22 protein-coding genes are annotated in these 24,236 nt (G+C 60.0%); 10 read left to right on the forward strand and 12 right to left on the reverse strand.

The window, feature by feature from the left end:
- On the forward strand, positions 1-1,292 hold a 1,292-nt coding region (locus ACIQY3_RS30645; protein WP_403027467.1), incomplete at its 5' end, for a glutamine synthetase family protein.
- 215 nt (positions 1,293-1,507) lie between these two features.
- Positions 1,508-2,146: a TetR/AcrR family transcriptional regulator gene (locus tag ACIQY3_RS30650; RefSeq protein ID WP_403027470.1), complete on the forward strand. Its 639-nt coding sequence runs from the start codon at positions 1,508-1,510 to the stop codon at positions 2,144-2,146.
- A 202-nt stretch (positions 2,147-2,348) separates the two neighbouring features.
- Here ACIQY3_RS30650 and ACIQY3_RS30655 read toward each other — a convergent pair whose 3' ends face one another.
- The 8 genes from ACIQY3_RS30655 to ACIQY3_RS30690 form a co-directional block, all read right to left on the reverse strand.
- Entirely contained in the window at positions 2,349-2,564 is a 216-nt protein-coding gene (locus ACIQY3_RS30655) for a molybdopterin-binding protein (RefSeq protein ID WP_003229256.1), read from the reverse strand.
- A gap of 35 nt (positions 2,565-2,599) precedes the next feature.
- Positions 2,600-3,406, reverse strand: coding sequence for an aliphatic sulfonates ABC transporter ATP-binding protein (gene ssuB, locus ACIQY3_RS30660; protein WP_403027473.1), 807 nt, complete (start codon positions 3,404-3,406; stop codon positions 2,600-2,602).
- On the reverse strand, positions 3,403-4,185 hold the full coding sequence (ssuC, locus tag ACIQY3_RS30665) for an aliphatic sulfonate ABC transporter permease SsuC (protein ID WP_403027477.1): 783 nt from the start codon (positions 4,183-4,185) through the stop codon (positions 3,403-3,405). Before ssuC ends, ssuB begins: the two co-directional genes overlap by 4 nt.
- A gap of 9 nt (positions 4,186-4,194) precedes the next feature.
- Entirely contained in the window at positions 4,195-5,343 is a 1,149-nt protein-coding gene (ssuD, locus tag ACIQY3_RS30670) for an FMNH2-dependent alkanesulfonate monooxygenase (protein WP_403027480.1), read from the reverse strand.
- A 25-nt stretch (positions 5,344-5,368) separates the two neighbouring features.
- Complete coding sequence (locus ACIQY3_RS30675) at positions 5,369-6,334, reverse strand: sulfonate ABC transporter substrate-binding protein (protein ID WP_403027483.1); 966 nt, start codon at positions 6,332-6,334, stop codon at positions 5,369-5,371.
- 101 nt (positions 6,335-6,435) lie between these two features.
- Complete coding sequence (ssuE, locus tag ACIQY3_RS30680; protein WP_054044585.1) at positions 6,436-7,029, reverse strand: NADPH-dependent FMN reductase; 594 nt, start codon at positions 7,027-7,029, stop codon at positions 6,436-6,438.
- A gap of 331 nt (positions 7,030-7,360) precedes the next feature.
- Positions 7,361-7,999 (reverse strand): peroxiredoxin, encoded by a 639-nt coding sequence (locus tag ACIQY3_RS30685; protein ID WP_054044587.1) that lies wholly within the window; start codon positions 7,997-7,999, stop codon positions 7,361-7,363.
- Between the two features lie 298 nt (positions 8,000-8,297).
- The gene (locus tag ACIQY3_RS30690) at positions 8,298-9,671 is read right to left on the reverse strand and encodes an OprD family porin (RefSeq protein ID WP_403027487.1); all 1,374 of its coding nucleotides are present in this window, start codon (positions 9,669-9,671) and stop codon (positions 8,298-8,300) included.
- Positions 9,672-10,038: 367 nt separating this feature from the next.
- Here ACIQY3_RS30690 and tauA point away from each other — a divergent pair, with 367 nt between their 5' ends.
- Complete coding sequence (gene tauA, locus ACIQY3_RS30695; protein WP_403027490.1) at positions 10,039-11,025, forward strand: taurine ABC transporter substrate-binding protein; 987 nt, start codon at positions 10,039-10,041, stop codon at positions 11,023-11,025.
- Between the two features lie 130 nt (positions 11,026-11,155).
- Here tauA and argA read toward each other — a convergent pair whose 3' ends face one another.
- Both argA and argE read right to left on the reverse strand, forming a co-directional pair.
- The gene (gene argA, locus ACIQY3_RS30700) at positions 11,156-12,454 is read right to left on the reverse strand and encodes an amino-acid N-acetyltransferase (protein ID WP_123509749.1); all 1,299 of its coding nucleotides are present in this window, start codon (positions 12,452-12,454) and stop codon (positions 11,156-11,158) included.
- A 269-nt stretch (positions 12,455-12,723) separates the two neighbouring features.
- Positions 12,724-13,893, reverse strand: a complete 1,170-nt coding sequence (gene argE / locus ACIQY3_RS30705; protein WP_403027494.1) for an acetylornithine deacetylase — start codon at positions 13,891-13,893, stop codon at positions 12,724-12,726.
- Positions 13,894-14,049: 156 nt separating this feature from the next.
- On the opposite strand from argE, the gene ACIQY3_RS30710 reads away from it, so the two are divergent.
- Positions 14,050-15,417 (forward strand): inorganic triphosphatase, encoded by a 1,368-nt coding sequence (locus ACIQY3_RS30710; protein WP_403027497.1) that lies wholly within the window; start codon positions 14,050-14,052, stop codon positions 15,415-15,417.
- A gap of 97 nt (positions 15,418-15,514) precedes the next feature.
- On the opposite strand, the gene ACIQY3_RS30715 is transcribed toward ACIQY3_RS30710, so the two are convergent.
- Complete coding sequence (locus ACIQY3_RS30715) at positions 15,515-15,979, reverse strand: Lrp/AsnC family transcriptional regulator (protein ID WP_121733342.1); 465 nt, start codon at positions 15,977-15,979, stop codon at positions 15,515-15,517.
- Between the two features lie 126 nt (positions 15,980-16,105).
- Here ACIQY3_RS30715 and ACIQY3_RS30720 point away from each other — a divergent pair, with 126 nt between their 5' ends.
- From ACIQY3_RS30720 to ACIQY3_RS30745, 6 genes are all read left to right on the forward strand, one after another.
- Positions 16,106-16,444, forward strand: coding sequence for a hypothetical protein (locus ACIQY3_RS30720; protein ID WP_403027501.1), 339 nt, complete (start codon positions 16,106-16,108; stop codon positions 16,442-16,444).
- A 114-nt stretch (positions 16,445-16,558) separates the two neighbouring features.
- Positions 16,559-18,343, forward strand: a complete 1,785-nt coding sequence (locus ACIQY3_RS30725; protein WP_403027504.1) for a GspE/PulE family protein — start codon at positions 16,559-16,561, stop codon at positions 18,341-18,343.
- Between the two features lie 105 nt (positions 18,344-18,448).
- Complete coding sequence (locus tag ACIQY3_RS30730; protein ID WP_403027506.1) at positions 18,449-19,369, forward strand: SPFH domain-containing protein; 921 nt, start codon at positions 18,449-18,451, stop codon at positions 19,367-19,369.
- An 8-nt stretch (positions 19,370-19,377) separates the two neighbouring features.
- A complete protein-coding gene (locus tag ACIQY3_RS30735) occupies positions 19,378-19,827 on the forward strand; it encodes an NfeD family protein (protein ID WP_054616991.1) in 450 nt (149 codons plus the stop codon).
- Positions 19,828-19,894: 67 nt separating this feature from the next.
- Positions 19,895-20,215, forward strand: a complete 321-nt coding sequence (locus ACIQY3_RS30740) for a DUF2388 domain-containing protein (RefSeq protein ID WP_178129183.1) — start codon at positions 19,895-19,897, stop codon at positions 20,213-20,215.
- A 210-nt stretch (positions 20,216-20,425) separates the two neighbouring features.
- The gene (locus ACIQY3_RS30745; protein ID WP_403027509.1) at positions 20,426-21,094 is read left to right on the forward strand and encodes an outer membrane protein; all 669 of its coding nucleotides are present in this window, start codon (positions 20,426-20,428) and stop codon (positions 21,092-21,094) included.
- A gap of 138 nt (positions 21,095-21,232) precedes the next feature.
- Here the strand turns inward: ACIQY3_RS30745 and gcvP are convergent, their stop codons facing one another.
- Positions 21,233-24,106: an aminomethyl-transferring glycine dehydrogenase gene (gene gcvP / locus ACIQY3_RS30750; protein WP_403027511.1), complete on the reverse strand. Its 2,874-nt coding sequence runs from the start codon at positions 24,104-24,106 to the stop codon at positions 21,233-21,235.
- Between the last annotated feature and the right edge of the window lie 130 nt (positions 24,107-24,236).

Genomic DNA, 24,236 nt, shown 5'->3' on the forward strand with positions numbered 1-24,236 from the left:
TTATTGAGGATATGAATGGTGTGGTGCGCGGCAAGCGCATTGAAAGCACCAGCCTCCACAAGGTTTACGAGAAAGGCATCAACCTGCCGGCCTCTCTATTTGCTCTGGATATCAATGGCTCGACGGTGGAAAGCACCGGCCTGGGCCTGGACATCGGCGATGCTGACCGAATCTGCTATCCAATCCCTGACACCCTGTGCAATGAGCCATGGCAGAAGCGCCCTACCGCGCAACTGCTGATGACCATGCACGAACTCGAAGGTGAACCTTTCTTCGCGGATCCCCGTGAAGTACTGCGTCAAGTTGTTGCCAAGTTCGACGAGATGGGCCTGACTATTTGCGCCGCATTCGAACTGGAGTTCTACCTGATCGACCAGGAGAACGTGAACGGCCGTCCACAGCCACCGCGCTCGCCGATCTCCGGCAAACGCCCGCATTCGACACAGGTCTACCTGATCGACGACCTCGACGAATACGTCGACTGCCTCCAGGACATTCTGGAAGGTGCGAAAGAGCAAGGCATCCCGGCCGACGCCATCGTCAAGGAAAGTGCCCCGGCGCAGTTCGAAGTGAACCTGCACCACGTGGCCGACCCGATCAAGGCCTGCGACTACGCAGTACTGCTCAAGCGCCTGATCAAGAACATCGCCTACGACCATGAGATGGACACCACCTTCATGGCCAAGCCTTACCCAGGCCAGGCGGGTAACGGGTTGCATGTCCACATCTCGATTCTCGACCGCGACGGCAAGAATATTTTTGCCAGCGAGGATCCCGAGCAGAACGCCGCACTGCGTCACGCGATCGGCGGTGTGCTCGAGACCCTACCGGCGCAGATGGCTTTCCTCTGCCCGAACGTCAACTCCTACCGTCGTTTCGGCGCACAGTTCTACGTGCCGAACTCGCCGTGCTGGGGCCTGGACAACCGTACCGTGGCGATTCGCGTCCCGACCGGTTCTTCCGATGCCGTGCGTATCGAACACCGCGTTGCCGGTGCCGATGCCAACCCGTACCTGCTGATGGCTTCGGTCCTGGCAGGCGTGCATCACGGCCTGACCAACAAGATCGAGCCGGGCGCGCCCGTGGAAGGCAACTCCTACGAGCAGAACGAGCAAAGCCTGCCGAACAACCTGCGCGATGCATTGCGTGAGCTGGACGACAGCGAAGTCATGGCCAAGTACATCGATCCGAAATACATCGATATCTTCGTGGCCTGTAAGGAAAGTGAGCTGGAGGAGTTCGAACACTCCATCTCCGACCTTGAGTACAACTGGTATCTGCATACCGTTTAAGCGGTTGCGGTAAAAAGGAACGCCGTGGGCTGATAAAGCCTGCGGCGTTTTTTTGTGCCTTCATTCTGTTGGACCGAGGTGACTGCTTCGCGAGCAGGCTCGCTCCCACAGGGGAAGGCATTTCAAATGTGGGAGCGAGCCTGCTCGCGAAGGCGTCCGACAAGACAACATCAAACCCTCCTCGTACAATGCCCCCTGCCCCGCAGGAGACGCCAATGACCCGCCCCGCCCCTATCCGCAAACCCCGCGCACGCAGCCAGGCGCGGATCGATTCGATCCTCGATGCCGCCCGCACCTTGCTGGCCGCCGAGGGCGTGGCCAGCCTGTCGATCTACAGCGTCGCCGAGCGCGCAGAGATCCCGCCGTCCTCGGTCTACCACTTCTTCGCCAGCGTCCCGGCCCTGCTCGAAGGGCTGACGGCGGATGTCCACGCCGCGTTCCGCGCCTGCCTGCAAGCACCCATCGATCACGACGCGCTCCACGACTGGCGCGACCTGTCGCGGCTGGTCGAGCAACGCATGCTCGATATCTATGACGAAGACGCCGCCGCCCGCCAATTGATCCTTGCGCAACACGGCCTGACCGAAGTGACCCAGGCCGACCGTCAACACGACCTCGAACTGGGTGATCTGATGCACACGCTGTTCGACCACCACTTCGAACTGCCGAGGCTGCCGATGGACGTCGACGTGTTTGCGTTGGCCATGGAATTGGGCGACCGCGTCTATGCACGTTCGGTGCAGCAGCACGGGCAGATCACGCCGCGCATGGCTGAGGAAGGGATGCGGGTGTTTGATGCGTATCTGGGGCTGTATCTGCCGCCCTACCTGCCAAAGCGCACCCTTTCGGCCTGAATTCTTTGCGGGCTTCACTGGCCTCTTCGCGAGCAAGCCCGCTCCCACAGTGGATCTTCAGTGAACATAGAATTTGTGTTCGGCACAAATCCCCTGTGGGAGCGGGCTTGCTCGCGAAGGCCGCACCGCCAAACTCACTGAATCACACGCATAAAAAACCCCGAAGGGCTAAACCCTCCGGGGTTGTCGTTGGCGCACGCCCTTACAACTTGGCGATCGACACCTCGGTGGATTTCACGAAGGCGATCACTTCGCTGCCGACCACCAGCTCCAGTTCTTTCACCGAACGGGTGGTGATCACCGAGGTCACGATGCCGGATGCAGTCTGAACGTCGATTTCCGACAGCACGTCACCCAGCACGATTTCCTTGATCGAGCCTTTGAACTGGTTACGAACGTTGATGGCTTTGATAGTCATGATGTTGATTCCTGTCAGTTGAGGTGAGGCGTGAGTTATTGAGCCCAACGCAGTTGCGTAGGCAATGGTGAAACGGGTTCGGGTTCCGGCGGTTGGCCGGGCAGTGACAGCACGCGATTGAGGACTTCGGTTTCCAGCGCCGCCAGCCGATGGGAGCCGCGGACTCGAGGACGCGGCAGTTCCACTTGCAGGTCGAGGCCGACTTCGCCGTCTTCGATCAGGATCACCCGATCGGCAATCGCCACCGCTTCACTGACGTCATGGGTCACCAGCAACACGGTGAAGCCGTGCTGTTGCCAGAGCCGCTCGATCAGTTGCTGCATTTCAATTCGGGTCAGGGCATCCAGGGCGCCCAAGGGTTCGTCCAGCAGCAGCAAGCGCGGTTGGTGGATCAGCGCGCGAGCCAGGGCCACACGTTGCTTCTGCCCACCGGACAGCGCGGCTGGCCACTCATTCGCGCGATCTGCCAGGCCCACCGACTCCAGCGCTTCCAGAGCTTGTGGCCGCCAGTTGCCCTTGAGCCCGAGGCCGACGTTGTCGATGACCTTCTTCCACGGCAGCAGACGCGCTTCCTGGAACATCAATCGCGTGTCTTCCCGGGCATCGCTCAGCGGCGCGGAACCGGCGAGCAATTCGCCGCCCGTGGGTTTGTCGAGGCCGGCGAGCAAGCGCAGCAAGGTACTTTTGCCACAGCCGCTGCGACCAACCACGGCCACGAATTGCCCGGCCGGAATGTGCAGGTCGATCTCGCGCAGCACTTGCCGCGAGCCAAAGGTCTTTTGCAGCTTGCGCACCGCCAGCGGAATTCCGCGCAGCAGGCGTGGAGGTTGTTGAGCGGTCATGCGGCACCTCCTTTAACGACCTGATACGCCGGATGCCAGCGCAGCCACACACGTTCCAGTCCACGGGCCGCGAGGTCTGCCAGTTTGCCGAGCACCGCGTACAACAGAATCGCCAGCACCACCACGTCGGTCTGCAAGAACTCCCGGGCATTCATCGCCAGGTAGCCGATGCCGGAACTGGCGGAAATGGTTTCCGCCACGATCAGCGTGAGCCACATGAACCCGAGGGCGAAGCGCACACCGACCAGAATCGAAGGCAGCGCCCCCGGCAAAATCACCTGGCGGAACAGGCTGAAACCGGACAAGCCATAACTGCGCGCCATCTCCACCAATGCCGGATCGACGTTGCGGATGCCGTGATAAGTGTTCAGGTAGATCGGGAACAATGTGCCCAACGCCACCAGGAAAATCTTCGCCGACTCATCGATGCCGAACCACAGGATCACCAGCGGAATCAGCGCCAGGTGCGGCACGTTGCGGATCATCTGCACCGAACTGTCGAGCAGGCGTTCGCCCCATTTCGACAGGCCGGTGATGAAACCCAAGGCCAGGCCGATGCCGCCGCCGATGGAGAAACCGAGCGCCGCACGCCAGCCGCTGATGGCCAGGTGAGTCCAGATTTCGCCGCTGCGCACCAGGCTTACGCCAGCCTCGATCACCGCAATCGGCGCCGGCAGAATCCGTGTCGACAACCAGCCCGCCGACACCGACAACTGCCACACCGCCAGCAACAGGACCGGCAACGCCCAAGGCGCGAGGTTGTGGATAATTCTTTTCATGGCGGCGCCTCAGCTCTGGGACGCGGCTTTGGGAAGAATGTCGTTGGCCACCATCTCGCCGAACGGGCTGACGAAGTTCGCGCCTTGTGGCTGTTCCGGACGTTGCACGTCAATGTGCGGGAACAGCAACTCGGCCACCCGATACGCCTCTTCCAGGTGTGGATAACCGGAGAAGATGAACGTGTCGATGCCCAGGTCGGCGTATTCCTTCATGCGTGCGGCCACGGTCGGACCGTCGCCCACCAGCGCCGTACCGGCACCGCCACGCACCAGGCCGACACCGGCCCACAGGTTGGGGCTGACTTCCAGATTGTCGCGACTGCCGCCGTGCAGTGCGGCCATGCGTTGCTGGCCGACCGAATCGAAACGCGACAGCGAAGCCTGGGCCCGAGCGATGGTTTCATCGTCCACATGGGAGATCAGTCGATCCGCCGCTGCCCAGGCTTCTTCGTTGGTTTCACGCACGATCACATGCAGGCGAATGCCGAAGCGCACGGTGCGACCGAACTTCGCGGCTTTGGCGCGCACTTGTTCAATTTTCTCGGCGACGGCGGCCGGTGGTTCACCCCAGGTCAGAACCATCTCGACCTGTTCGGCGGCCAGGTCTTGCGCCGCTTCCGAAGAACCACCGAAGTACAACGGCGGACGTGGTTGCTGGACCGGCGGATAAAGCAACTTCGCGCCTTTCACGCTGATGTGCTGACCGTCGTAATCCACGGTTTCGCCTTCCAGCACCCGGCGCCAGATGCGGGTGAATTCCACCGAGGCTTGATAGCGCTCTTCGTGGCTGAGGAACAAACCGTCGCCGGCCAATTCATCCGGATCACCACCGGTTACCAGGTTGAACAGCGCACGACCGCCGGACAAACGATCCAGGGTCGCCGCCTGCCGCGCCGCGACCGTCGGGGAAATGATCCCGGGGCGCAGGGCAACGAGGAATTTCAAACGCTGGGTCACCGGGATCAGCGACGCGGCCACCAGCCACGAGTCTTCGCAGGAGCGACCGGTGGGAATCAACACCCCGCCGAAACCCAGGCGATCCGCTGCTTGGGCGATTTGTTGCAGGTAACCGTGGTCAACGGCGCGAGCGCCTTCGGCGGTGCCAAGGTAATGGCCGTCGCCGTGGGTAGGCAGGAACCAGAAAATATTAAGGCTCATGGAGTGGTCTCCTTAGGAATTCGAATTACTGCGCTTTGGCAACGGCCGCCGGTGGCGTCCAGATCACGTCTTTGATGCTGAGCGGCTTCGGAATCAGCTTGAGCTGGTAGAAGCTGTCGGCGATTTTCTGTTGGGCGGCGACCACTTCAGGCGTGAGGAACAGCGCGCCGTAGCCCTGGCGTTTTACCGAGGTCAGGGTGATGTCCGCCGGCAGGCCGAGCAGTGGCGAAACCTGTTTGGTCACGTCTTCCGGGTTGGCTTTGGACCATTCGCCGACGGCGCGCACTTCATCGACGAGGGTCTTGATCACCTCGGGATTTTTCTGCGCGTAAGGCTTGGTCGCCAGGTAGAACTGATGGTTATCGACGATGCCTTGGCCATCACGCAGGGTGCGTGCTTGCAGTTGCTGTTCGGCGGCAGCCTGGTACGGGTCCCAGATCACCCAAGCATCGACACTGCCACGCTCGAACGCGGCGCGGGCATCGGCGGGCGGCAGGAATACGGTCTGGATGTCGGTGTATTTGAGGCCGGCATCTTCCAGCGCACGGACCAGCAGGTAGTGCACGTTGGAGCCTTTGTTCAGGACGACTTTCTTGCCCTTGAGGTCCGCGACGGATTTGATCGTCGAGTCCTTCGGCACCAGGATCGCTTCGCTGTGCGGCGCTGGCGGTTCGTAGGCGACGTAGAGCAGATCGGCACCGGCGGCTTGCGCGAAGACCGGCGGTGTTTCACCGGTGACGCCGAAGTCGATCGAGCCGACGTTCAGGCCTTCGAGCAGTTGCGGGCCGCCGGGGAACTCTGTCCATTGCACGTCCACGCCTTGGGCGGCGAGGCGTTTTTCCAGCGTGCCCTTGGCCTTGAGCAGCACCAGGGTGCCGTACTTTTGATAGCCGATGCGCAATGTCTCGGCTTGTGCTTGGGAAATAACGCCGAAGGACACAGCCGCCACAAACAGAGCGACCAGACCACGACGCAAAATGACAGTGCGCATAGCGCTCTCCTATTTGCTGTTGGGTTTTGGCTGCACCTGCTTGGCCGTTGGCGGCTGAGTAAGGTGAGTACTTCGAATTCAGATGTGGCTTGAGTGGTGGCTTAGATGCTCCAGCGCGCACTCAGCAAACGTTCGTTCAACAGGTGCGGGTCGATCGGCTTGGGCCGTCGTGCCATGGCGCTGAAAAACAGCTCCAGCGATTCATTCAGTCGTTGTTCCAGCTCCGGCGCCAATTGCGCCTGGGCACTGCCTTCGCCGTAGGCAATCTGGCTGTCCACAGCGAAAATCCCGTGGAGCATCTCCTGGGCTTTCAATGCCGACAGCACCGGTTTGAGCGCGTAATCCACCGCCAGCATGTGGGCGATGCTGCCGCCAGTGGCCATGGGCAACACCACCTTGTGGGCCAGGGCGCGCTCGGGCAGCAAGTCCAGTACGGTTTTCAACGCGCCGGAAAACGACGCCTTGTAGACCGGCGTGGCAATCAGCAGGCCGTCGGCGTTTTCAATCTGTTGCAACAGGTCGATCACCTTCGGACTGTCGAAGCGTGCATGCAGCAAGTCTTCGGCCGGGAAGTCCCGTACCTGATAACTCACCACTTCCACCCCTTGTTCTTGCAACCAGCGCTGCGAACGCTCCAGCAACACCCCGGAACGAGAGCGTTGGCTGGGGCTGCCACCGAGTGAGACGACCAGCATTCAGGTGATTCCTTGAGCGGTGTGGGCGATTCGCAATGTGCGATCTCGCGTCGATGGAGTGACCTTAACAGGTGATTTATATATCCATAAATCATATTTATTCATTTGGTTATTCTTTGTAGGTCTATGCGAATCATCATATCCCGGACAAAAAAATAGGCCGTAAGAACGGCCTGAAATCCCCTGCTTTGTGGATGCGTTTCAAATCTGAATTTTGCGATGTTTGCCAAGGCCCCTTCGCGAGCAGGCTCGCTCCCACATTTGTAATGCATTCCATTGTGGGAGCGAGCCTGCTCGCGAAGGCGGCATCAGCCACGCCGCAATGCATGGTTTAACGATTCGGCTGCGGCGTCAGGCGCAGGTACGGCTTCACCGCGCGATAACCCTTCGGAAAGCGTTTCTTGATTTCGTCTTCGTCCTTGAGCGACGGCACGATCACTACTTCGTCACCGTCCTGCCAGTTGGCCGGGGTGGCCACTTTGTAGTTGTCGGTGAGTTGCAGCGAGTCGATCACCCGCAGGATTTCATGGAAGTTGCGACCGGTGCTGGCCGGGTAGGTGATGGTCAGCCGAACCTTCTTGTTCGGGTCGATCACGAAAAGTGAGCGCACGGTCAAGGTGTCGTTGGCGTTCGGGTGAATCAGGTCGTACAGGTCTGAAACCTTGCGATCGGCGTCGGCCAGGATCGGGAAGTTGACGAGGGTGTTCTGGGTTTCGTTGATGTCTTCGATCCACTTGTGGTGCGAGTCCACCGGGTCGACCGACAGCGCGATGGCTTTGACGCCACGGTTGGAAAATTCATCCTTGAGCTTGGCGGTGAAGCCCAGTTCGGTGGTGCACACCGGAGTGAAGTCCGCCGGGTGGGAAAACAGCACGCCCCAGCTATCGCCCAGCCATTCGTGGAAACGGATGGTGCCGGCGCTGGAATCCTGTTCGAAATCGGGGGCGATATCGCCAAGTCTGAGGCTCATGGTGCTGCTCCTGGTGAGTGCTTGTTGAGCTCAACTGTGCCTGCATTCCGATTGAATTAAAAAGAATAAATATCGATTTATTTAGATCATAAATGAATATTAAAGATCTGTTCACTGGACCTGCCCGGCCATCGCGACGAACATCGCCCACAAGGTTCGAGAAGGCCTTGAGTAGCTGCAAAAGAGGGGCAATTTCAGGGCGGGATTACGGGGGTGACTCCGCCTTGAAAACGCAAAAGCCCCGCCCGGCGAGGTGCCGGGCGGGGCTTTATTTACGCAGGCTGACTGGAGCGCGCTATTACAACAGCGGGATCGAGTAGCTGACGATCAGACGGTTTTCGTCTTGGTCGCGCTGGCCTGGGATGTCGTTGCGCCACATGGCGTTTTTCCACATGAAGCCCAGGTTTTTCAGCGGGCCTTCCGGCACAACGTAAGCCAGGGTCAGGTCGCGTTCCCACTCGGAACGGCCGTTGCCCGAAACACCACCACCGGCAGTCACGGTGTCGATGTTGTCGCCACGCAGGTAAACAACACCAGCGGTTGCGCCTGGCAGGCCAACTTTGGCGAAGTCATACGAGTAGCGTGCTTGCCAGGTTTTCTCGCCGGCACGGCCGAACTTCTGGATTTGCATGTCGGTGATAGTGTAGTTCGACGAACCGTCGCCCTGGTTCAGCCAAGGGAAGTCGCTGCTGCCGTTGCTGACCTGGTAACCGCCACCGAAGGTGTGACCGGCCACCGAGTACAGGAACAGGCCGCTGTACAGGTTGTTGTCGACTTTACCGCGACCGCTTGCAGCACCCGAGTAGTTACCGCTGCTGTAGTAGGCAGGGGTATTACCGTTGGCGCCGTCGTCACGGCTGTTGAAGTAACGCAAGTCAGACTTCAGCACGCCCGGGCCGATAGCCCAGTTGTGAACCAGACCCAGGAAGTGTTGCTTGTAGAAATCTTCCAGGTTGCCGTAGTAGTACTGGGCAGTCAGGTCTTTGGTGATTTTGTAGTCACCGCCGCCGTAGATGAACTTGTTGCTGTCGCGACCGCTGATGGTCGGGCTGTTCGCGCCGCCAATGGACAGTTGCTCGTTGTTGCTGGAGTTACGACCTTTCACGGATTCGATCTGACCGCCAACCAGCGTCAGGTCTTTGATATCACCGGAAGTGATCTGGCCACCCTGCCAGGTTTGTGGCAACAGACGACCGTCGTTGGTCACGATAACCGGGTTCTTTGGCTGCAGAGTGCCCAGCTTCAGTTCGGTCTGGGAGATCTTGGCTTTGGCAGTCAGGCCCAAGCTGGAGAAGTTATCAACCGCTTCGCCGTTAGACTTGCTTGGGAAAACCGTGCCGCCGTACGAAGTAGCGGTAGCGCCGTTGGTGCCGCCGCCCGAATCCAGGCGAATACCCAGCAGGCCGATGGCGTCGATACCGAAGCCGACGGTGCCTTGGGTGTAGCCGGAGATGAAGCGCAGGTCAAAGCCTTGGCCCCATTCTTCGTTCTTGCTTTGAACGCCAGCGTTCTTGTTGGCAGTGGTGCCAGCAGCGCTGTCACGGTTATCGGTGTTGATGTAGAAGTTACGCAGACCCAAGGTAGCCTTGCTGTCTTCGATGAACCCCGCGGCGCCTGCCTGCTGCGCCAAAACCCCTACGGCCACAGCCAGGGCCAAGGTGGACTTATTCATGTTTCGCTCCTCTCGTTTCTAATTCTTGTGTTCCTGGTCCCGGGTCGAATGCCCTGGATCCTAAGATGCGCGATTAGCGCCAGACCGTGACTGACAAGTCAATCGTAACCTTGTGTGTCTACGACCAAGGTCTAATCGCCGTGATTTGGTCCCTGCAGGGTAATGAATTCCTCATAAACCCAAAAAGAATTATTTCATTCTTTTTCATACCGCAATGGAATATAGCCCGACACTGCAAAACCGCACCGAGATATCCCGTATCGGCTCATAAGCTAATTACTAAATGGTATTTGTTGGCCTTTTTTTAGATCGATTAGCTTTGACGCATCTTACATACGTCAATCCCTATCGAAAAGGCGACGCCATCATGGCCAAACGCGCACTATCCAGTCAAATTGTTACAGTTTGTGTATCGGTTTTATTTTCTTTTGGTGCTCAGGCGGCCAACCTCACGGTGGGTTATCAAACCGGTATCGACCCGAGCAAAGTCCCCCAGTCTGATGGCGTTTACGAGAAAACCATTGGCCAGAAAATCGACTGGCGCCGGTTCAACAGTGGCCCGGAAGTCGTCACCGCCATTGCCTCCGGCGACGTGCAGATTGGCAACCTCGGCTCGAGTCCCCTCGCCGCAGCCGCTTCGCGCAACCTGCCGATCGTGGCCTTCATCGTGTCGGCCCAGATCAACGCCGCCGAAGCCTTGGTGGTCCGCAACGGCAGCGGCATCGATAAACCGGAAGATCTGATCGGCAAGACCATTGCCACGCCTTTCGTTTCAACGTCCCACTACAGCCTGCTCGGCGCGCTGAAGCACTGGGGCCTGGATGCCTCGAAAGTCAAAGTGGTGAACCTGCAACCGGCGGAAATCGCCGCGGCCTGGAAGCGTGGCGACATCGACGGCGCGTTTGTCTGGTCGCCGGCCCTGGGGGAAATTCGCAAGACCGGCAAGACCTTGACCGATGCCGCACAGGTTGGCCAATGGGGTGCGCCGACCTTTGAAGTCTGGGTCGCTCGCAAGGATTACGCCGAGAAGCATCCGGAGGTGGTGGCCAAATTCGCCAAGGTCACCCTGGACTCCTTCGCTGACTATGCCGCCCATAAAGAGAGCTGGACCGCCGACTCGGTGCCTGTACAGAAAATCGCCAAATTGACCGGTGCCAATGCCGTCGATGTACCGGAGTTGCTGGCCGGCTCGACCTTCCCGGACGCGAAAGCCCAACAGACCACCGCGCTGTTGGACGGCGGCACGGCCAAGGCGATTGGCGAGACGGCGAAGTTCTTGAAGGAGCAAGGCAAAGTAGAGACGGTACTGCCGGATTATTCGCCGTATGTGAGCGCGAAGTTCGTCACGGAGTAACACCGCCTTCCTGTGACGATCGTTCCCACGCTCTGCGTGGGAATGCAGCCCGGAACGCTCCGCGTTCCATCCGAACCCGAACGCGGAGCGTCCGTAGAGGCATTCCCACGCAGAGCGTGGGAACGATCGATTACAGGGTTTTTTCGAAGATCTTCGAATTACGCTGATAGTTGTACAGCGACGCCCGCGCCGACGGCAGGCGCTCGACGCTGCTTGGCTCGAAACCACGCTCGCGGAACCAGTGCGCGGTCCGGGTCGTCAGCACGAACAAAGTTTTCAACCCTTGGGCTCGGGCGCGGGTTTCGATGCGCTCGAGCAATTCATCGCCGCGCCCGCCATGGCGATATTCCGGGTTCACCGCCAGACAAGCCAACTCCCCGGCATCCGAATCGGCAATCTGATACAGCGCCGCGCACGCGATGATCATGCCTTCGCGCTCGACCACGCTGAACTGCTCGATCTCGCGCTCCAGCACTTCCCGGGAACGACGCACCAGAATCCCCTGCTCTTCCAGCGGGCTGATCAGATCCAGCAAACCGCCGACGTCTTCAATCGCCGCTTCACGCACCAGTTCGAATTGTTCCTGGGCCACCAACGTACCGCCACCGTCACGGGTGAACAGTTCGGTCAGCAGCGCGCCGTCTTCGGCGTAGCTGACGATATGGCTGCGCGCCACGCCGCCACGGCAGGCTTCAGCCGCCGCATCCAGCAGCTCGCCCTGATAGTTGCTGCCCAGGCGTTGCAGATGCGCCGGCACTTGTTGCGGACGCAACTCGCGGACCAGACGACCGTTTTCGTCGATCAAGCCCAGGTCGGCGCCGAACAGCAGCAATTTGTCGGCACCGAGGTCGATGGCCGCGCGGGTGGCGACGTCTTCACAGGCGAGGTTGAAAATCTCACCGGTCGGCGAGTAACCCAGCGGCGACAACAGCACGATGGAGCGCTCGTCCAGCAAGCGATTGATACCTTTGCGATCAACCCGGCGCACTTCGCCGGTGTGGTGATAGTCGACACCTTCCAGCACACCGATCGGCCGCGCCGTCACCAGGTTGCCGCTGGCTACCCTCAGGCGCGAGCCCTGCATTGGAGACGAGGCCATGTCCATGGACAGCCGCGCTTCGATGGCGATGCGCAATTGGCCGACCGCGTCGATCACGCATTCCAGGGTCGCGGCATCGGTGATGCGCATGCCGTGGTGGTAATGCGGGATCAGGCCGCGCGCAGCGAGGCGGGTTTCAATTTGCGGACGGGAACCGTGAACCAACACCAGTCGCACGCCGAGGCTGTGCAACAGCACCAGGTCGTGGACGATATTGCCGAAGTTCGGATGCTCCACACCGTCGCCGGGCAGCATGACGACGAACGTGCAATCGCGGTGGGCATTGATATAAGGAGACGCGTGACGAAGCCAATTAACGTATTCGGGCATGAACCTGGGCCTGTAATAAATAGCAGCCAAAAAATGGGTGAACCATAAAACGCACAACGGGCTGGTGGTTATCGTCGGAACAGGCTTGGCGACACGCGAGCTCTCCTCATGAATACGGGTTGGGGCACTGGCAATTTATACCGTTCAGTCAGTCAACACACAAAGCCCTGTGGGAGCGGGCTTGCTCGCGAAGAGGCCAGACCAGTCAACATTGATGCTGAATGTAAGACCGCCTTCGCGAGCAAGCCCGCTCCCACATGGGGTTTCGCTTAGCTGGCTGGCATCGAGACTTTGGCCGGTGTCAGGCAGTAATGTTCAATCAATTGACGTAATAGATGCACGGTAGGCTGCAAACGTGACATTTCGAGGTATTCCCCCGGTTGGTGAGCGCAAGCGATGTCGCCCGGGCCGAGCACCAGTGTTTCGCAGCCAAGGCGCTGAAGATAAGGCGCTTCCGTGCCGAACGCCACTGCTTCGGCGCGATGACCGGTGAGCTTTTCCGCGACCAGGACCAATTCCGCGTCCTCGGCTTGCTCGAACGGCGGCACTTCGGGGAACAGCGGCGCGTAATCGATCTTCACCTGATGCCGTTCGGCAACCGGTTTGAGCCTTGCCAGAATTTCCGCACGCAGGACTTTGGGGTCCATGCCCGGCAACGGCCGCAGGTCGAATTCCAGCGAACACTGGCCGCAGATGCGGTTGGGGTTGTCGCCACCATGAATGCAGCCGAAATTCATCGTCGGGGTCGGCACGCCAAACTGCGGATTGCGGAATTCGCGCTGCCACAACAGACGCAAGCCACGCAGTTCGCCGATGGCATCGTGCATGGCTTCGAGAGCGCTATGGCCCAGGCGCGGATCCGAGGAATGGCCGCTCTGCCCTAGGATGTCGATGCGCTCCATCATGATGCCTTTGTGCATGCGGATCGGCTTGAGCCCGGTCGGCTCGCCGATCACCGCCGCCCGGCCCAGCGGACGCCCGGCTTCGGCCAAGGCGCGAGCCCCAGACATCGAGCTCTCTTCGTCGCAAGTGGCGAGGATCAGCAACGGTTGCTTGAACGGCTGGTCGAGCAACGGGATGACCGCTTCGATGGCCAGGGCGAAAAAGCCCTTCATGTCGCAACTGCCGAGGCCCACCCAGCGGCCGTCAACTTCGGTCAGCTTCAAAGGATCGGTCTGCCACAACGCGCCATCGAACGGCACGGTATCGCTGTGCCCGGCCAGCACCAGGCCGCCAGGGCCCGAACCGAAGCTGGCGAGCAAATTGAATTTGCCGGGGCTGACCTGCTGGATATCGCAGGCAAAACCCAAATCGCCGAGCCAGGTCGCCAGCAAATCGATCACCGGCCGGTTGGTCTGATCGAGGCTCGGCTGGGTACAGCTGACGGACGGCGCAGCGATCAGCGCAGCGAACTGATCTTTCATGGACGGCAAAGGCATCGCTGACTCCAAATCCCGAATTGAGGTCCATCATAGAACCATCCGGTGACAGGAATAAACCGCCACGGACCCTATCGCGAACGAGTCCTGTACACTGCACGACCTTGGCAGCCACACATTCCCCCGGCTGCGCTCCCGATCCTGGATTTTCCGGCCATGCAGAAAGAAACCGAAATCAAACTCCGCGTCAGCCGCGAAACCCTCGCCGCCCTGCGCGAGCACCCGCTCCTGAAAAAACGCAACAAAAGTGGCTGGGAACGCCGTGAGTTGATGAACCAGTACTTCGACACGCCTGAGCGCGACCTGGCCCGCGCCAAGGTTGCCCTGCGCCTGCGCCGCGATGGCGAAGAAGTGATTCAGACCCTCAAGACCCGTGGCCAGAGCGTTGCCGGTCTGTCCGAGCGTAACGAATACGATTGGAACCTGCCCAAAGCCAAGCTCGACGTGAAGAAACTCGACGGCGAATGCTGGCCTGAAGAGCTGGCCGAGCTGGACAAGAAAACCCTGAAAGCCATCTTCACCACCGATTTCGTGCGTGAACGCGCGGAAATCGCCTGGGGCCGCGGCAAGACCAAAGTGGTCATCGAAGCGGCGCTGGACTTCGGTCACGTCGTAGTCGGCAAGCAGAAAGAAGAAATCTGCGAACTGGAACTGGAACTGCGCGAAGGCGAACCCGGCGCCCTGCTGGAACTGGCCGCCGAACTGGCCGCGACCCTGCCCCTGATGCCGTGTGACATCAGCAAGGCCGAGCGCGGTTACCGTTTGTACGACGCCAACAGCTACTCGCTGAGCCTGCCGGCGCCGCAGATCACCGCCGAAATGCCACTGGACGACGCTTTCGCCGCCCTGAGCTGGCACTTGCTGGGCAGCAGCCAGCGTCTGGCTGAACAGTATCGCTTCAATGGCCACTGGCGTTTGCTGCAGGACTGGGTCGAAAACCTCGGTGAACTGCGCGCGCTGTTGAGCAGCCTCGGCCAAGCCGCACCGCGTCAGTCGACTCACGATTTGCGGATTGCGCTGGACGCCTTGCTGGAAGACTGGCGTCCGCTGGTCCAGGCTGGCCTGGACGACGAAGACGTGCGCAAAGCCGCGCCGGAGCAGTTCCTTGAAGAACTCGAAGACCCGCGTTGGGGCCTGTTCTCGCTGAACACGTCGCGCTGGTTGTTGGCCCGCACCTGGGCTGCCGACCGCAACGTGCGTGGCAACCGCCAGGGCGCGGCGCAATTGGCCAACTGGTTGCCGCGCCTGCTGGGCGAGGAAGCCACGTCGCTGCAATTGCAACGCTACCAGCAACAGCCGGAAGACCTGGCCGAGCAACTGCCGCGCATCGAACGCATCCAGGCCTGGATGCACCACGCCCGCGGCGTGCTGGACATCCCGGAAATGGATCGCCTGTACGGCGAACTGAACAAACTGGCGCAACTGGCCAACGAGCCGATCACCGACGAAGCCCTGGATGCGCGTAAGCAGCAGGCTATCGCCGTGTATCAGAATCGTGCCTGGAAAATGTTGCTGCGCATGTAACACCGCCTTCGTGAGCAAGCCCGCTCCCACATTGGAATGCATTCCCCTGTGGGAGCGGGCTTGCTCGCGAAGAGGCCCGCACGGTCACCGCAAAACCTCAGACCGGCAAACTCGTCGTGGACTTGATCTCCGACAACGCCACAATCGAATTCACCTCCTGAATCCCCGGCACCATCGACAGCTTCTCAAAGAAGAACCGCTCATACGCCTCGATGTCCGCCGTAACGATCCGCAGCAAAAAATCCACCGACCCCATCAGCACATAACACTCCAGCACTTCAGGAAAGCCGCGAATCGCCTCGGTGAACTCGGTGAAGTTCGAACGCCCGTGGGCGTTGAGTTTGATCTCGGCAAAAATCTGCGTGTTCAGGCCGATTTTCTTGCGATCGAGCAACGTCACCTGCCCGCGAATGATCCCCTCCTCCTTCATCCGCTGGATCCGCCGCCAGCACGGCGACTGCGACAGCCCGACCTGTTCGGCGATCTGCGCGCTGGAAAGCGAAGCGTCCTCTTGCAGCAACGCGAGAATCTTGCGGTCATAGCCATCCAGCTCGGCATGCATAGAAAAACCCTTGATTGATCACTTGTTGAATCAAACGATTCGATAAATCGGCAATACGATCGATCATAGCCAAGAAATGCCCGGCACCGAATGTAAAAATTCCTCCAATGATTTTGGAGAACGACCATGCCGCATCTAGAAGCCGTGAACACCCCAACGACCCGCGCCGATGCCTGGAACGCCAGCAATGCCCATTGCCGCGTGCAATACCAACTGCTGGCCGAGGCCGAACCGGATTTGCTGTGCCGCGCACTCAACCTGTTCGCCTTGCAGTTCCTGACCCCGGAGCAGGTCAACGTGCAGCGCATGGATGATCTGTTGTCGATCGACATCGTGATCGACGGCCTGAGCTGGCACCGCGCCGCCGTGATCGCGGAAAAACTTCGTAACCTGATCAGCGTCTGCTCGGTGAACCTGCAAAGTGCCGAGGCGACTTGGGATGAGCAGGCTCAAGCGGCCGGCTGAAAGAACTGGAAACGGCTTCGTCGGGTAGTGGCCCAACGGTCAGCGGCTCCGCGACTATCCTTTGCACACTGCGGTCTAGATCGCTGTTTGCAGGATTGTTCAAAAGGAACCCGCATGTCCGTTCAACTTGCCACACAGGACCGCTGGCTGGATCTCAATGATTTGCTGCGAGAACTGGTCGCCCAAGGCTTTATCAACCAGGATTGCGCCGAACTCGCGCTCAACGCCCGACGCCGGCACGCCGCCAATGGCCAGTTGCACCCGTTGGAGTTTATTGCCAGCCAACACCTCGACGACCTCAGCCGTCCCGGCAAACACCTGGACCTGGAAAGCCTGACCCTGTGGCTGTCGCAACAGGCCGGCCAACCTTATTTGCGCATCGATCCGCTGAAGATCAACGTCGCGGCCATCACGCCGTTGATGTCCTACGCCTTCGCCCAGCGCCACAAGATTCTCGCCGTCTCCATCGACCGCGACGCCGTGACCGTGGCCAGCGCCCAGCCTTACGTCACGGGTTGGGAAGCCGATCTGACCCACGTATTGAAGCTGCCGATCAAACGCGTAGTGGCCAACCCGGCGGACATCCAGCGCTTCAGCGTGGAGTTTTTCCGCCTGGCCAAATCGGTCACCGGCGCCACCAACGCGGATCAACAGACCAGCACCCTGGGCAACTTCGAACAACTGCTCAACCTCGGCGCCAGCGACCAGGAGCCGGACGCCAACGACGCGCACATCGTCAACATCGTCGACTGGCTGTTCCAGTACGCGTTCCAGCAGCGCGCCAGTGATATCCACATCGAACCGCGTCGCGAGCAAGGTACCGTGCGGTTTCGCATCGACGGCGTGCTGCACAACGTCTATCAATTCCCGCCCCAGGTGACCATGGCCATCGTCAGTCGCCTGAAAAGCCTGGGCCGGATGAACGTCGCCGAAAAACGCAAACCCCAGGACGGCCGGGTCAAGACCAAGACCCCGGACGGCGGCGAAGTCGAACTGCGGCTGTCGACCTTGCCCACCGCGTTTGGCGAAAAAATGGTCATGCGGATCTTCGACCCGGAAGTGCTGCTCAAGGACTTTGATCAACTGGGCTTCTCCGCCGACGACCTGCGCCGCTGGCAAGACATGACCCGCCAGCCCAACGGCATCATCCTGGTGACGGGGCCGACCGGTTCGGGCAAGACCACCACGCTCTATACCACCTTGAAAAAACTGGCGACGCCGGAGGTGAACCTCTGCACCATCGAGGACCCGATCGAAATGGTCGAGCCGGCCTTCAACCAGATGCAGGTCCAGCACAACATCGACCTGACCTTCGCCGCCGGGGTGCGCGCGTTGATGCGGCAAGACCCGGACATCATCATGATCGGCGAGATCCGCGACCTCGAAACCGCCGAAATGGCGATCCAGGCCGCGCTCACCGGTCACCTTGTGCTCTCGACCCTGCACACCAACGACGCACCGAGCGCCATCAGCCGCCTATTGGAACTCGGCGTGCCGCATTACCTGATCAAGGCCACGGTGCTCGGGGTCATGGCCCAGCGTCTGGTCCGCACCTTGTGTCCGCACTGCAAGGCACCGCTGACCCTCGGCGAAGACGATTGGCAAACCCTGACCCGGCCCTGGCAGGCACCACTGCCGAACAACGCCCACCGCGCTATCGGCTGCCTGGAATGCCGCGACACCGGCTATCGCGGCCGCGCCGGGGTCTACGAAATCATGCAACTGACGGACAGCGTCAAAGCGCTTATCACTCCCGATACCGACCTGCTGGCGATACGACGCCAGGCGTTCAAGGAAGGCATGCGCAGCTTGCGATTGTCCGGGGCGCAGAAAGTGGCGGCGGGGCTGACGACGATTGAGGAGGTATTGCGGGTAACGCCGCAGAGCGAGCAGAAATGAAACCTTTTATGTCTCCTGATGATGCAAGGGGCGACTAACCGGTTCTGCTGGCCGACCTGCGCCGCTACACTCCTGCCATCGCCAATACATCAACAGGGAATCGTTATGCAGATCGGTAGTGTGCTTTTACTCTTCGTCGGGCTGGTCGTCGCCATTCTGTTCATGGGTTTCAAGGTCGTGCCGCAGGGCTATCAGTGGACAGTCGAGCGTTTCGGGCGCTACACCAACACCCTCAAGCCGGGCCTGAACATCATCATTCCGGTGATGGACCGCATCGGTCGCAAGATCAACGTGATGGAAAGCGTGCTGGATATTCCGCCCCAGGAAGTCATCACCGCCGATAACGCCACGGTGCAAATCGATGCGGTGTGTTTCTTCCAGGTGGTCAACACCGCCCAAGCCGCTTACGAGGTGAACAACCTCGAGCACGCCGTGCGTAACCTGCTGCAAACCAATATCCGTACCGTGCTTGGCTCCATGGAGCTGGACGCGATGCTCAGCCAGCGCGACAACATCAACGAAAAACTGCTGCGCACGGTGGATGAAGCCACGGCACCGTGGGGCATCAAGATCACCCGGATCGAAATCAAGGACATCAGCCCGCCAGCGGACTTGATGGCCGCGATGTCCGGCCAGATGAAAGCCGAGCGGATCAAGCGTGCGCAAATCCTCGAAGCCGAAGGCTTGCGGGCCGCCGCGATCCTCACCGCCGAAGGCAAGAAGCAGGCGCAGATCCTGGAGGCCGAAGGTGGTCGCCAGGCCGCTTTCCTTGAAGCCGAAGCCCGGGAACGTCAGGCCGAAGCCGAAGCCAAGGCGACTCAGGTGGTGTCCGAAGCCATTGCTGGCGGCAACGTGCAGGCGGTTAACTACTTCGTTGCGCAGAAGTACATCGATGCCTTGGGCAAACTGGCCTCGGCCAACAACAGCAAAGTGATCCTGATGCCGCTGGAGGCCAGCTCGATGATCGGCGCTGTCGGCGGCATCGGCGAAATCGTCAAGGCCACGTTCGATAACAAGAAAGCCTGAGGCGCGCCATGTGGGCATTCCTGCAACATCTGTCGTTCTGGGACTGGCTGGCGTTCGGCACAGTGTTGCTGATTCTTGAAGTGTTCGGCGCCGGCGGCTATTTGCTGTGGATCGGCATGGCGGCGGCAGCGGTTGGCGTGCTGACCTTTGTACTGCCCGGCCTGTCCTGGGAGCTGCAATTCCTGCTGTTCGGCCTGCTCTCGATCGCCACCGCGCTGTACTGGTGGCGACGCCAGCGCAGTGCCGTGCGAGAGAGCGACCAGCCGAACCTGAATTTGCGCGGCCAGGAACTGATCGGTAAAACCTTTGTGGTGCATGAGGCGATTGTCGACGGTCGCGGCAAGATAAAAGTCGCCGATGGCGTGTGGATGGCGCGCGGGCCAGACGCCGCGCTGGGTAGCCGGGTTCGGGTGGTCAGTCAGCAAGGGGCGATTCTGCTGGTGGAACCGGCTGACTGAGCGGTCATGGAACTCGATTGGGTAAATGACGATCCAACCCCGTAGTTAACCCCCAGTGGAGTCACCCATCATGCGTCTCAAACTTGCTGTCGCTACCCTTGCCTTGCTGTCTCTCCCCGTTGGTTCAGCAATGGCCGACAGCTTTTGGCGTAACGTCATTTCCTCCGGCGCAACCACCGGTTCGACCTACCTGACGTTCAAGGATCACAAACTGATCGTCGCGGCCCAGGACGATGCCGGCAGCTTCGTCGCCAGTGACGGCGGCATCCGCGGCCCTTACCTGGAAGCTGCAATGCAGAAAGTCCGCGCCGACAACCCGGGCCTGCAAGCCACGGACATGGAACTGGCGAATGCGATCCTGGCGAAGAATGCCGTCGCTTCGGACTAAGCCTCACAGATGTAGAAATGCCGCTCATATGAGCGGCATTTTTTATGGGCCAGAAAAACTGCAGTGCACTTTCCTACAACGGTGAATGCCAAAACCCCGGCAGCTAGTCGAGGATTCGTCGGCTGACTGAGGGCGGCTCTGATATCAGCGCCCGGTGTGTGAACCCAAACTTTGTCGATTTGAATTTTCCACACAAGCGAATCGACACCCATGAATAAAACCACCCTGTCTTTACTGCTGCTGGCAGTGGCGTTCAGCAACGTGTCCCATGCCGAAGGCCCGTACGGCTCGGTAAAACTCCAGAGTGTCCAGCAAGACCTGGGAAACTCCCTGCTCACCAGTCCAAGGGTCAGTCATCGAATCGTCAGCCCGGACAGCAACAAGGACGTCGGTGGCTCCGTGGCGCTGGGCTATGGGTTCAAGGGCGATTGGCGTCTGGAAGCGGAATACAGCATCAAGCAGGATTCGGAGTTCAAGAGTCACTGGGCGCCGTTCAATGCCAACGTCAACAACATGCAAGTCTCATCCAAGCGCCTGATGCTCAACGGCTACAAGGACTTCCCGCTGAACGCCTACCTGTCGTTGTACGCGATGGCCGGTGTAGGCGTGGCGAACATCAATTCCGAAGGGTATCAATCCAACCCTTCGCGCCGGTTCGCCAACAACAGCCAGAACAATTTCGCTTATGCCCTCGGGGTTGGAGCAGACCTTAAGCTCAATCAACAAATCACCCTAGGCACTGGTTACCGCTATGTCGATATGGGCGACATTGAAACCGGCAACAACACCTTCGCCAACCGCATCAATGCCCGGGACGAACAACTCAAGGGCAAGTTGCGGGAGCAGAATCTGTACGTCGAGGCGCGGATGGCGTTCTGATTTTTGGAGCCGCGTAAAAACCTACTGTGGGAGCGGGCTTGCTCGCGAAGGGGCCGTGCCAGTCAACACATAGACCGACTGACACACCGCTTTCGCGAGCAAGCCCGCTCCCACATTGGTCAGGTGTTGCCCGGTAGATCAGCGGTAATCATCCACCGGCACACACGCGCAAAACAGGTTGCGGTCGCCGTAGACGTTATCCACACGGTTCACCGCCGGCCAATATTTATGGGCCTTGGTGTGCGCGTCCGGCGTCACCGCTTGCTCGATACTGTACGGCCGCTCCCACACCCCGATGATGTCGGCCAAGGTATGTGGCGCGCGTTTCAGCGGGTTGTCCTCGGCGTCCCAGTTACCGTTTTGCACTTCGGTAATTTCCGCGCGAATACTCAGCATCGCACCGATAAAACGGTCCAGTTCAGCCTTGGATTCGCTCTCCGTAGGTTCGACCATCAACGTCCCCGGCACCGGGAATGACATGGTCGGCGCGTGGAAACCGTAATCCATCAGGCGCTTGGCCACGTCCTCTTCGCTGATGCCGGTCAACACCTTGAGCGGCCGCAGATCGAGGATGCATTCGTGGGCCACCCGCTCGTTGCGCCCGGTGTAGAGCACCGGAAAGGCGCCGGACAAATGCTGCGCCAGGTAATTCGCCGCCAGAATCGCCACCTCGCTGGCATCCGCCAGTTGCGGCCCCATCATGGCGATGTACATCCAGCTGATCGGTAAAATGCTCGCACTGCCCCACGGCGCAGCGCTGACCGCGCCGTTCTGCGGTTGCGGGCCGTCAATCGGCACCACCGGGTGATTGGCCACGAACGGCGCCAAATGCGCACGCACGCCAATCGGCCCCATGCCAGGCCCGCCGCCACCGTGGGGAATGCAAAACGTCTTGTGCAAGTTCATGTGGGATACATCGGCACCGATGTCCGCTGGCCGCGCCAAACCCACCTGGGCGTTGAGGTTGGCACCATCCATATAAACCTGGCCGCCGTGGCTGTGGATAACTTCACAGATTTCGCTGATGCCTTCCTCATACACACCGTGAGTCGAAGGATAAGTCGCCATCAAGCAGGCGAGTTTGTCCCCTGCCGCCGAGGCTTTGTCCTTCAAGTCATCCAGATCGACATTACCCGCCTCATCGCACTCGACGATCACCACCCGCATCCCGGCCATTTGCGCTGAGGCCGGGTTGGTGCCGTGGGCCGAGGATGGAATCAAACAGATATCCCGGGCGCCTTCATGGCGGCTTTCGTGATATTTGCGGATCGCCAGCAACCCGGCGTATTCGCCTTGGGCGCCGGAGTTCGGCTGCATGCAGATTGCATCGAAACCGGTGATCGCGCAGAGCCAACGTTCCAGTTCCTCGATCATCAGCCCATAACCCACCGCCTGCTCTTTCGGTACGAACGGGTGCAGGTTGGCGAATTGTGGCCAGGTGATCGGGATCATCTCGCTGGTGGCGTTGAGTTTCATGGTGCAGGAGCCCAGCGGGATCATCGACTGGTTCAGCGCCAGGTCCTTGTTCTCCAGTTGTTTGAGGTAACGCAGCATCTCGGTTTCGCTGTGATGGGCGCTGAATACGGGATGACGTAGATAAGGCGAGGATCGCAGCAAGCCGTCAGGAATGCCGGAAACCAGGGTTTCGGCGTCGAGTTCATCGACGTTGAGCCCATGATCCGCACCAAGGAACACATCGAACAGCTTCGCCACGGTGCTTTCGTCACACGTCTCATCCAGGCTCAAGCCCAGTTGCCCGCGCCCGAGAATGCGCAAATTGATCTGCGCCGCCCGGGCGCTTTCGATGATCGCTGTTTGAGCACCGCCAACTTCAAGGGTCAGGGTGTCGAAGAACTGTTGGTTGAGGCGGGAAATGCCATGGCGCTCCAGGCCGGCGGCGAGGATGCAGGTCAGCCGATGCACTCGCTGGGCAATCCGTTTCAACCCTTCCGGGCCGTGATAGACCGCGTAGAAACTGGCGATATTGGCCAGCAACACTTGGGCGGTGCAGATGTTCGAGTTGGCCTTCTCCCGGCGGATATGTTGCTCGCGGGTTTGCAGGGCCATGCGCAGGGCGACGTTGCCGCGGGCATCTTTCGACACGCCGATGATCCGGCCCGGAATCGCCCGTTTGTACTCATCGCGACTGGCAAAAAACGCCGCGTGGGGCCCGCCATAACCCATGGGGACGCCGAAACGTTGGGATGAACCGAACACCACGTCAGCGCCCAATTCCCCCGGAGGCGTCAGCAACAACAGGCTCAGCAGATCGGTCGCGACGCAGGCCAGCGCTTGCTGGGCATGCAGGTGATCGATCAATGGCCGCAGATCGCGGATCTCGCCGTGGGTGTCGGGGTACTGCAGCAAGGCGCCGAATACCTGGTGCTGTTTCAAGTTATCCACAGCGTCGATGATCAACTCAAAACCGAAGCCTTCGGCCCGGGTCTGGACCACGGAAATGGTCTGTGGATGGCAATTCTCATCGACGAAAAACAGATTGCTCTTGGACTTGGCGACCCGTTTGGCCAGGGCCATGGCTTCCGCCGCCGCCGTGGCTTCATCCAGCAGCGAGGCGTTGGCCAGTTCCAGGCCTGTGAGGTCGATGGTCAGTTGCTGGAAGTTGAGCAGCGCTTCGAGCCGGCCCTGGGCAATCTCCGGTTGATAAGGCGTATACGCGGTGTACCAACCGGGATTTTCCAGCACGTTGCGCAGGATCACGGCTGGCGTGAGGGTGCCGTGATAACCCATGCCGATCAGGCTGGTCCAGACCTGATTCTGCTCGGCATAGCCGCGCAGTTTGGCCAGTGCGGCTTCTTCGTCGAGGGCTGGCGGCAGGTCCAGTTCGCGGTTGAGGCGAATGCCCGGCGGCACGGTCTGCTCGATCAATTCGACCCGACTGCCAAGACCGAGGCTGTCGAGCATCGCCTGCTGCTCGGCGGCATCGGGGCCCAAGTGGCGGCGCAGGAAGACATTCGGATCGCGTAACTGGCTCAAGGACGGCAACTGGGACATGACGGGCTCTCTCTTGACTGGCGCTCAACGTCGATGCAACACGGTCAAACCAGCATAGCAGCCGATACCCGAGCGGATGGCGTGGCGCCTTCGGACAATCCCGAGCATCATGTTCGGCGCCTACTTAACG

Source organism: Pseudomonas sp. NPDC096950, from assembly GCF_044762525.1.
In the GTDB taxonomy this organism is placed as follows: domain Bacteria; phylum Pseudomonadota; class Gammaproteobacteria; order Pseudomonadales; family Pseudomonadaceae; genus Aquipseudomonas.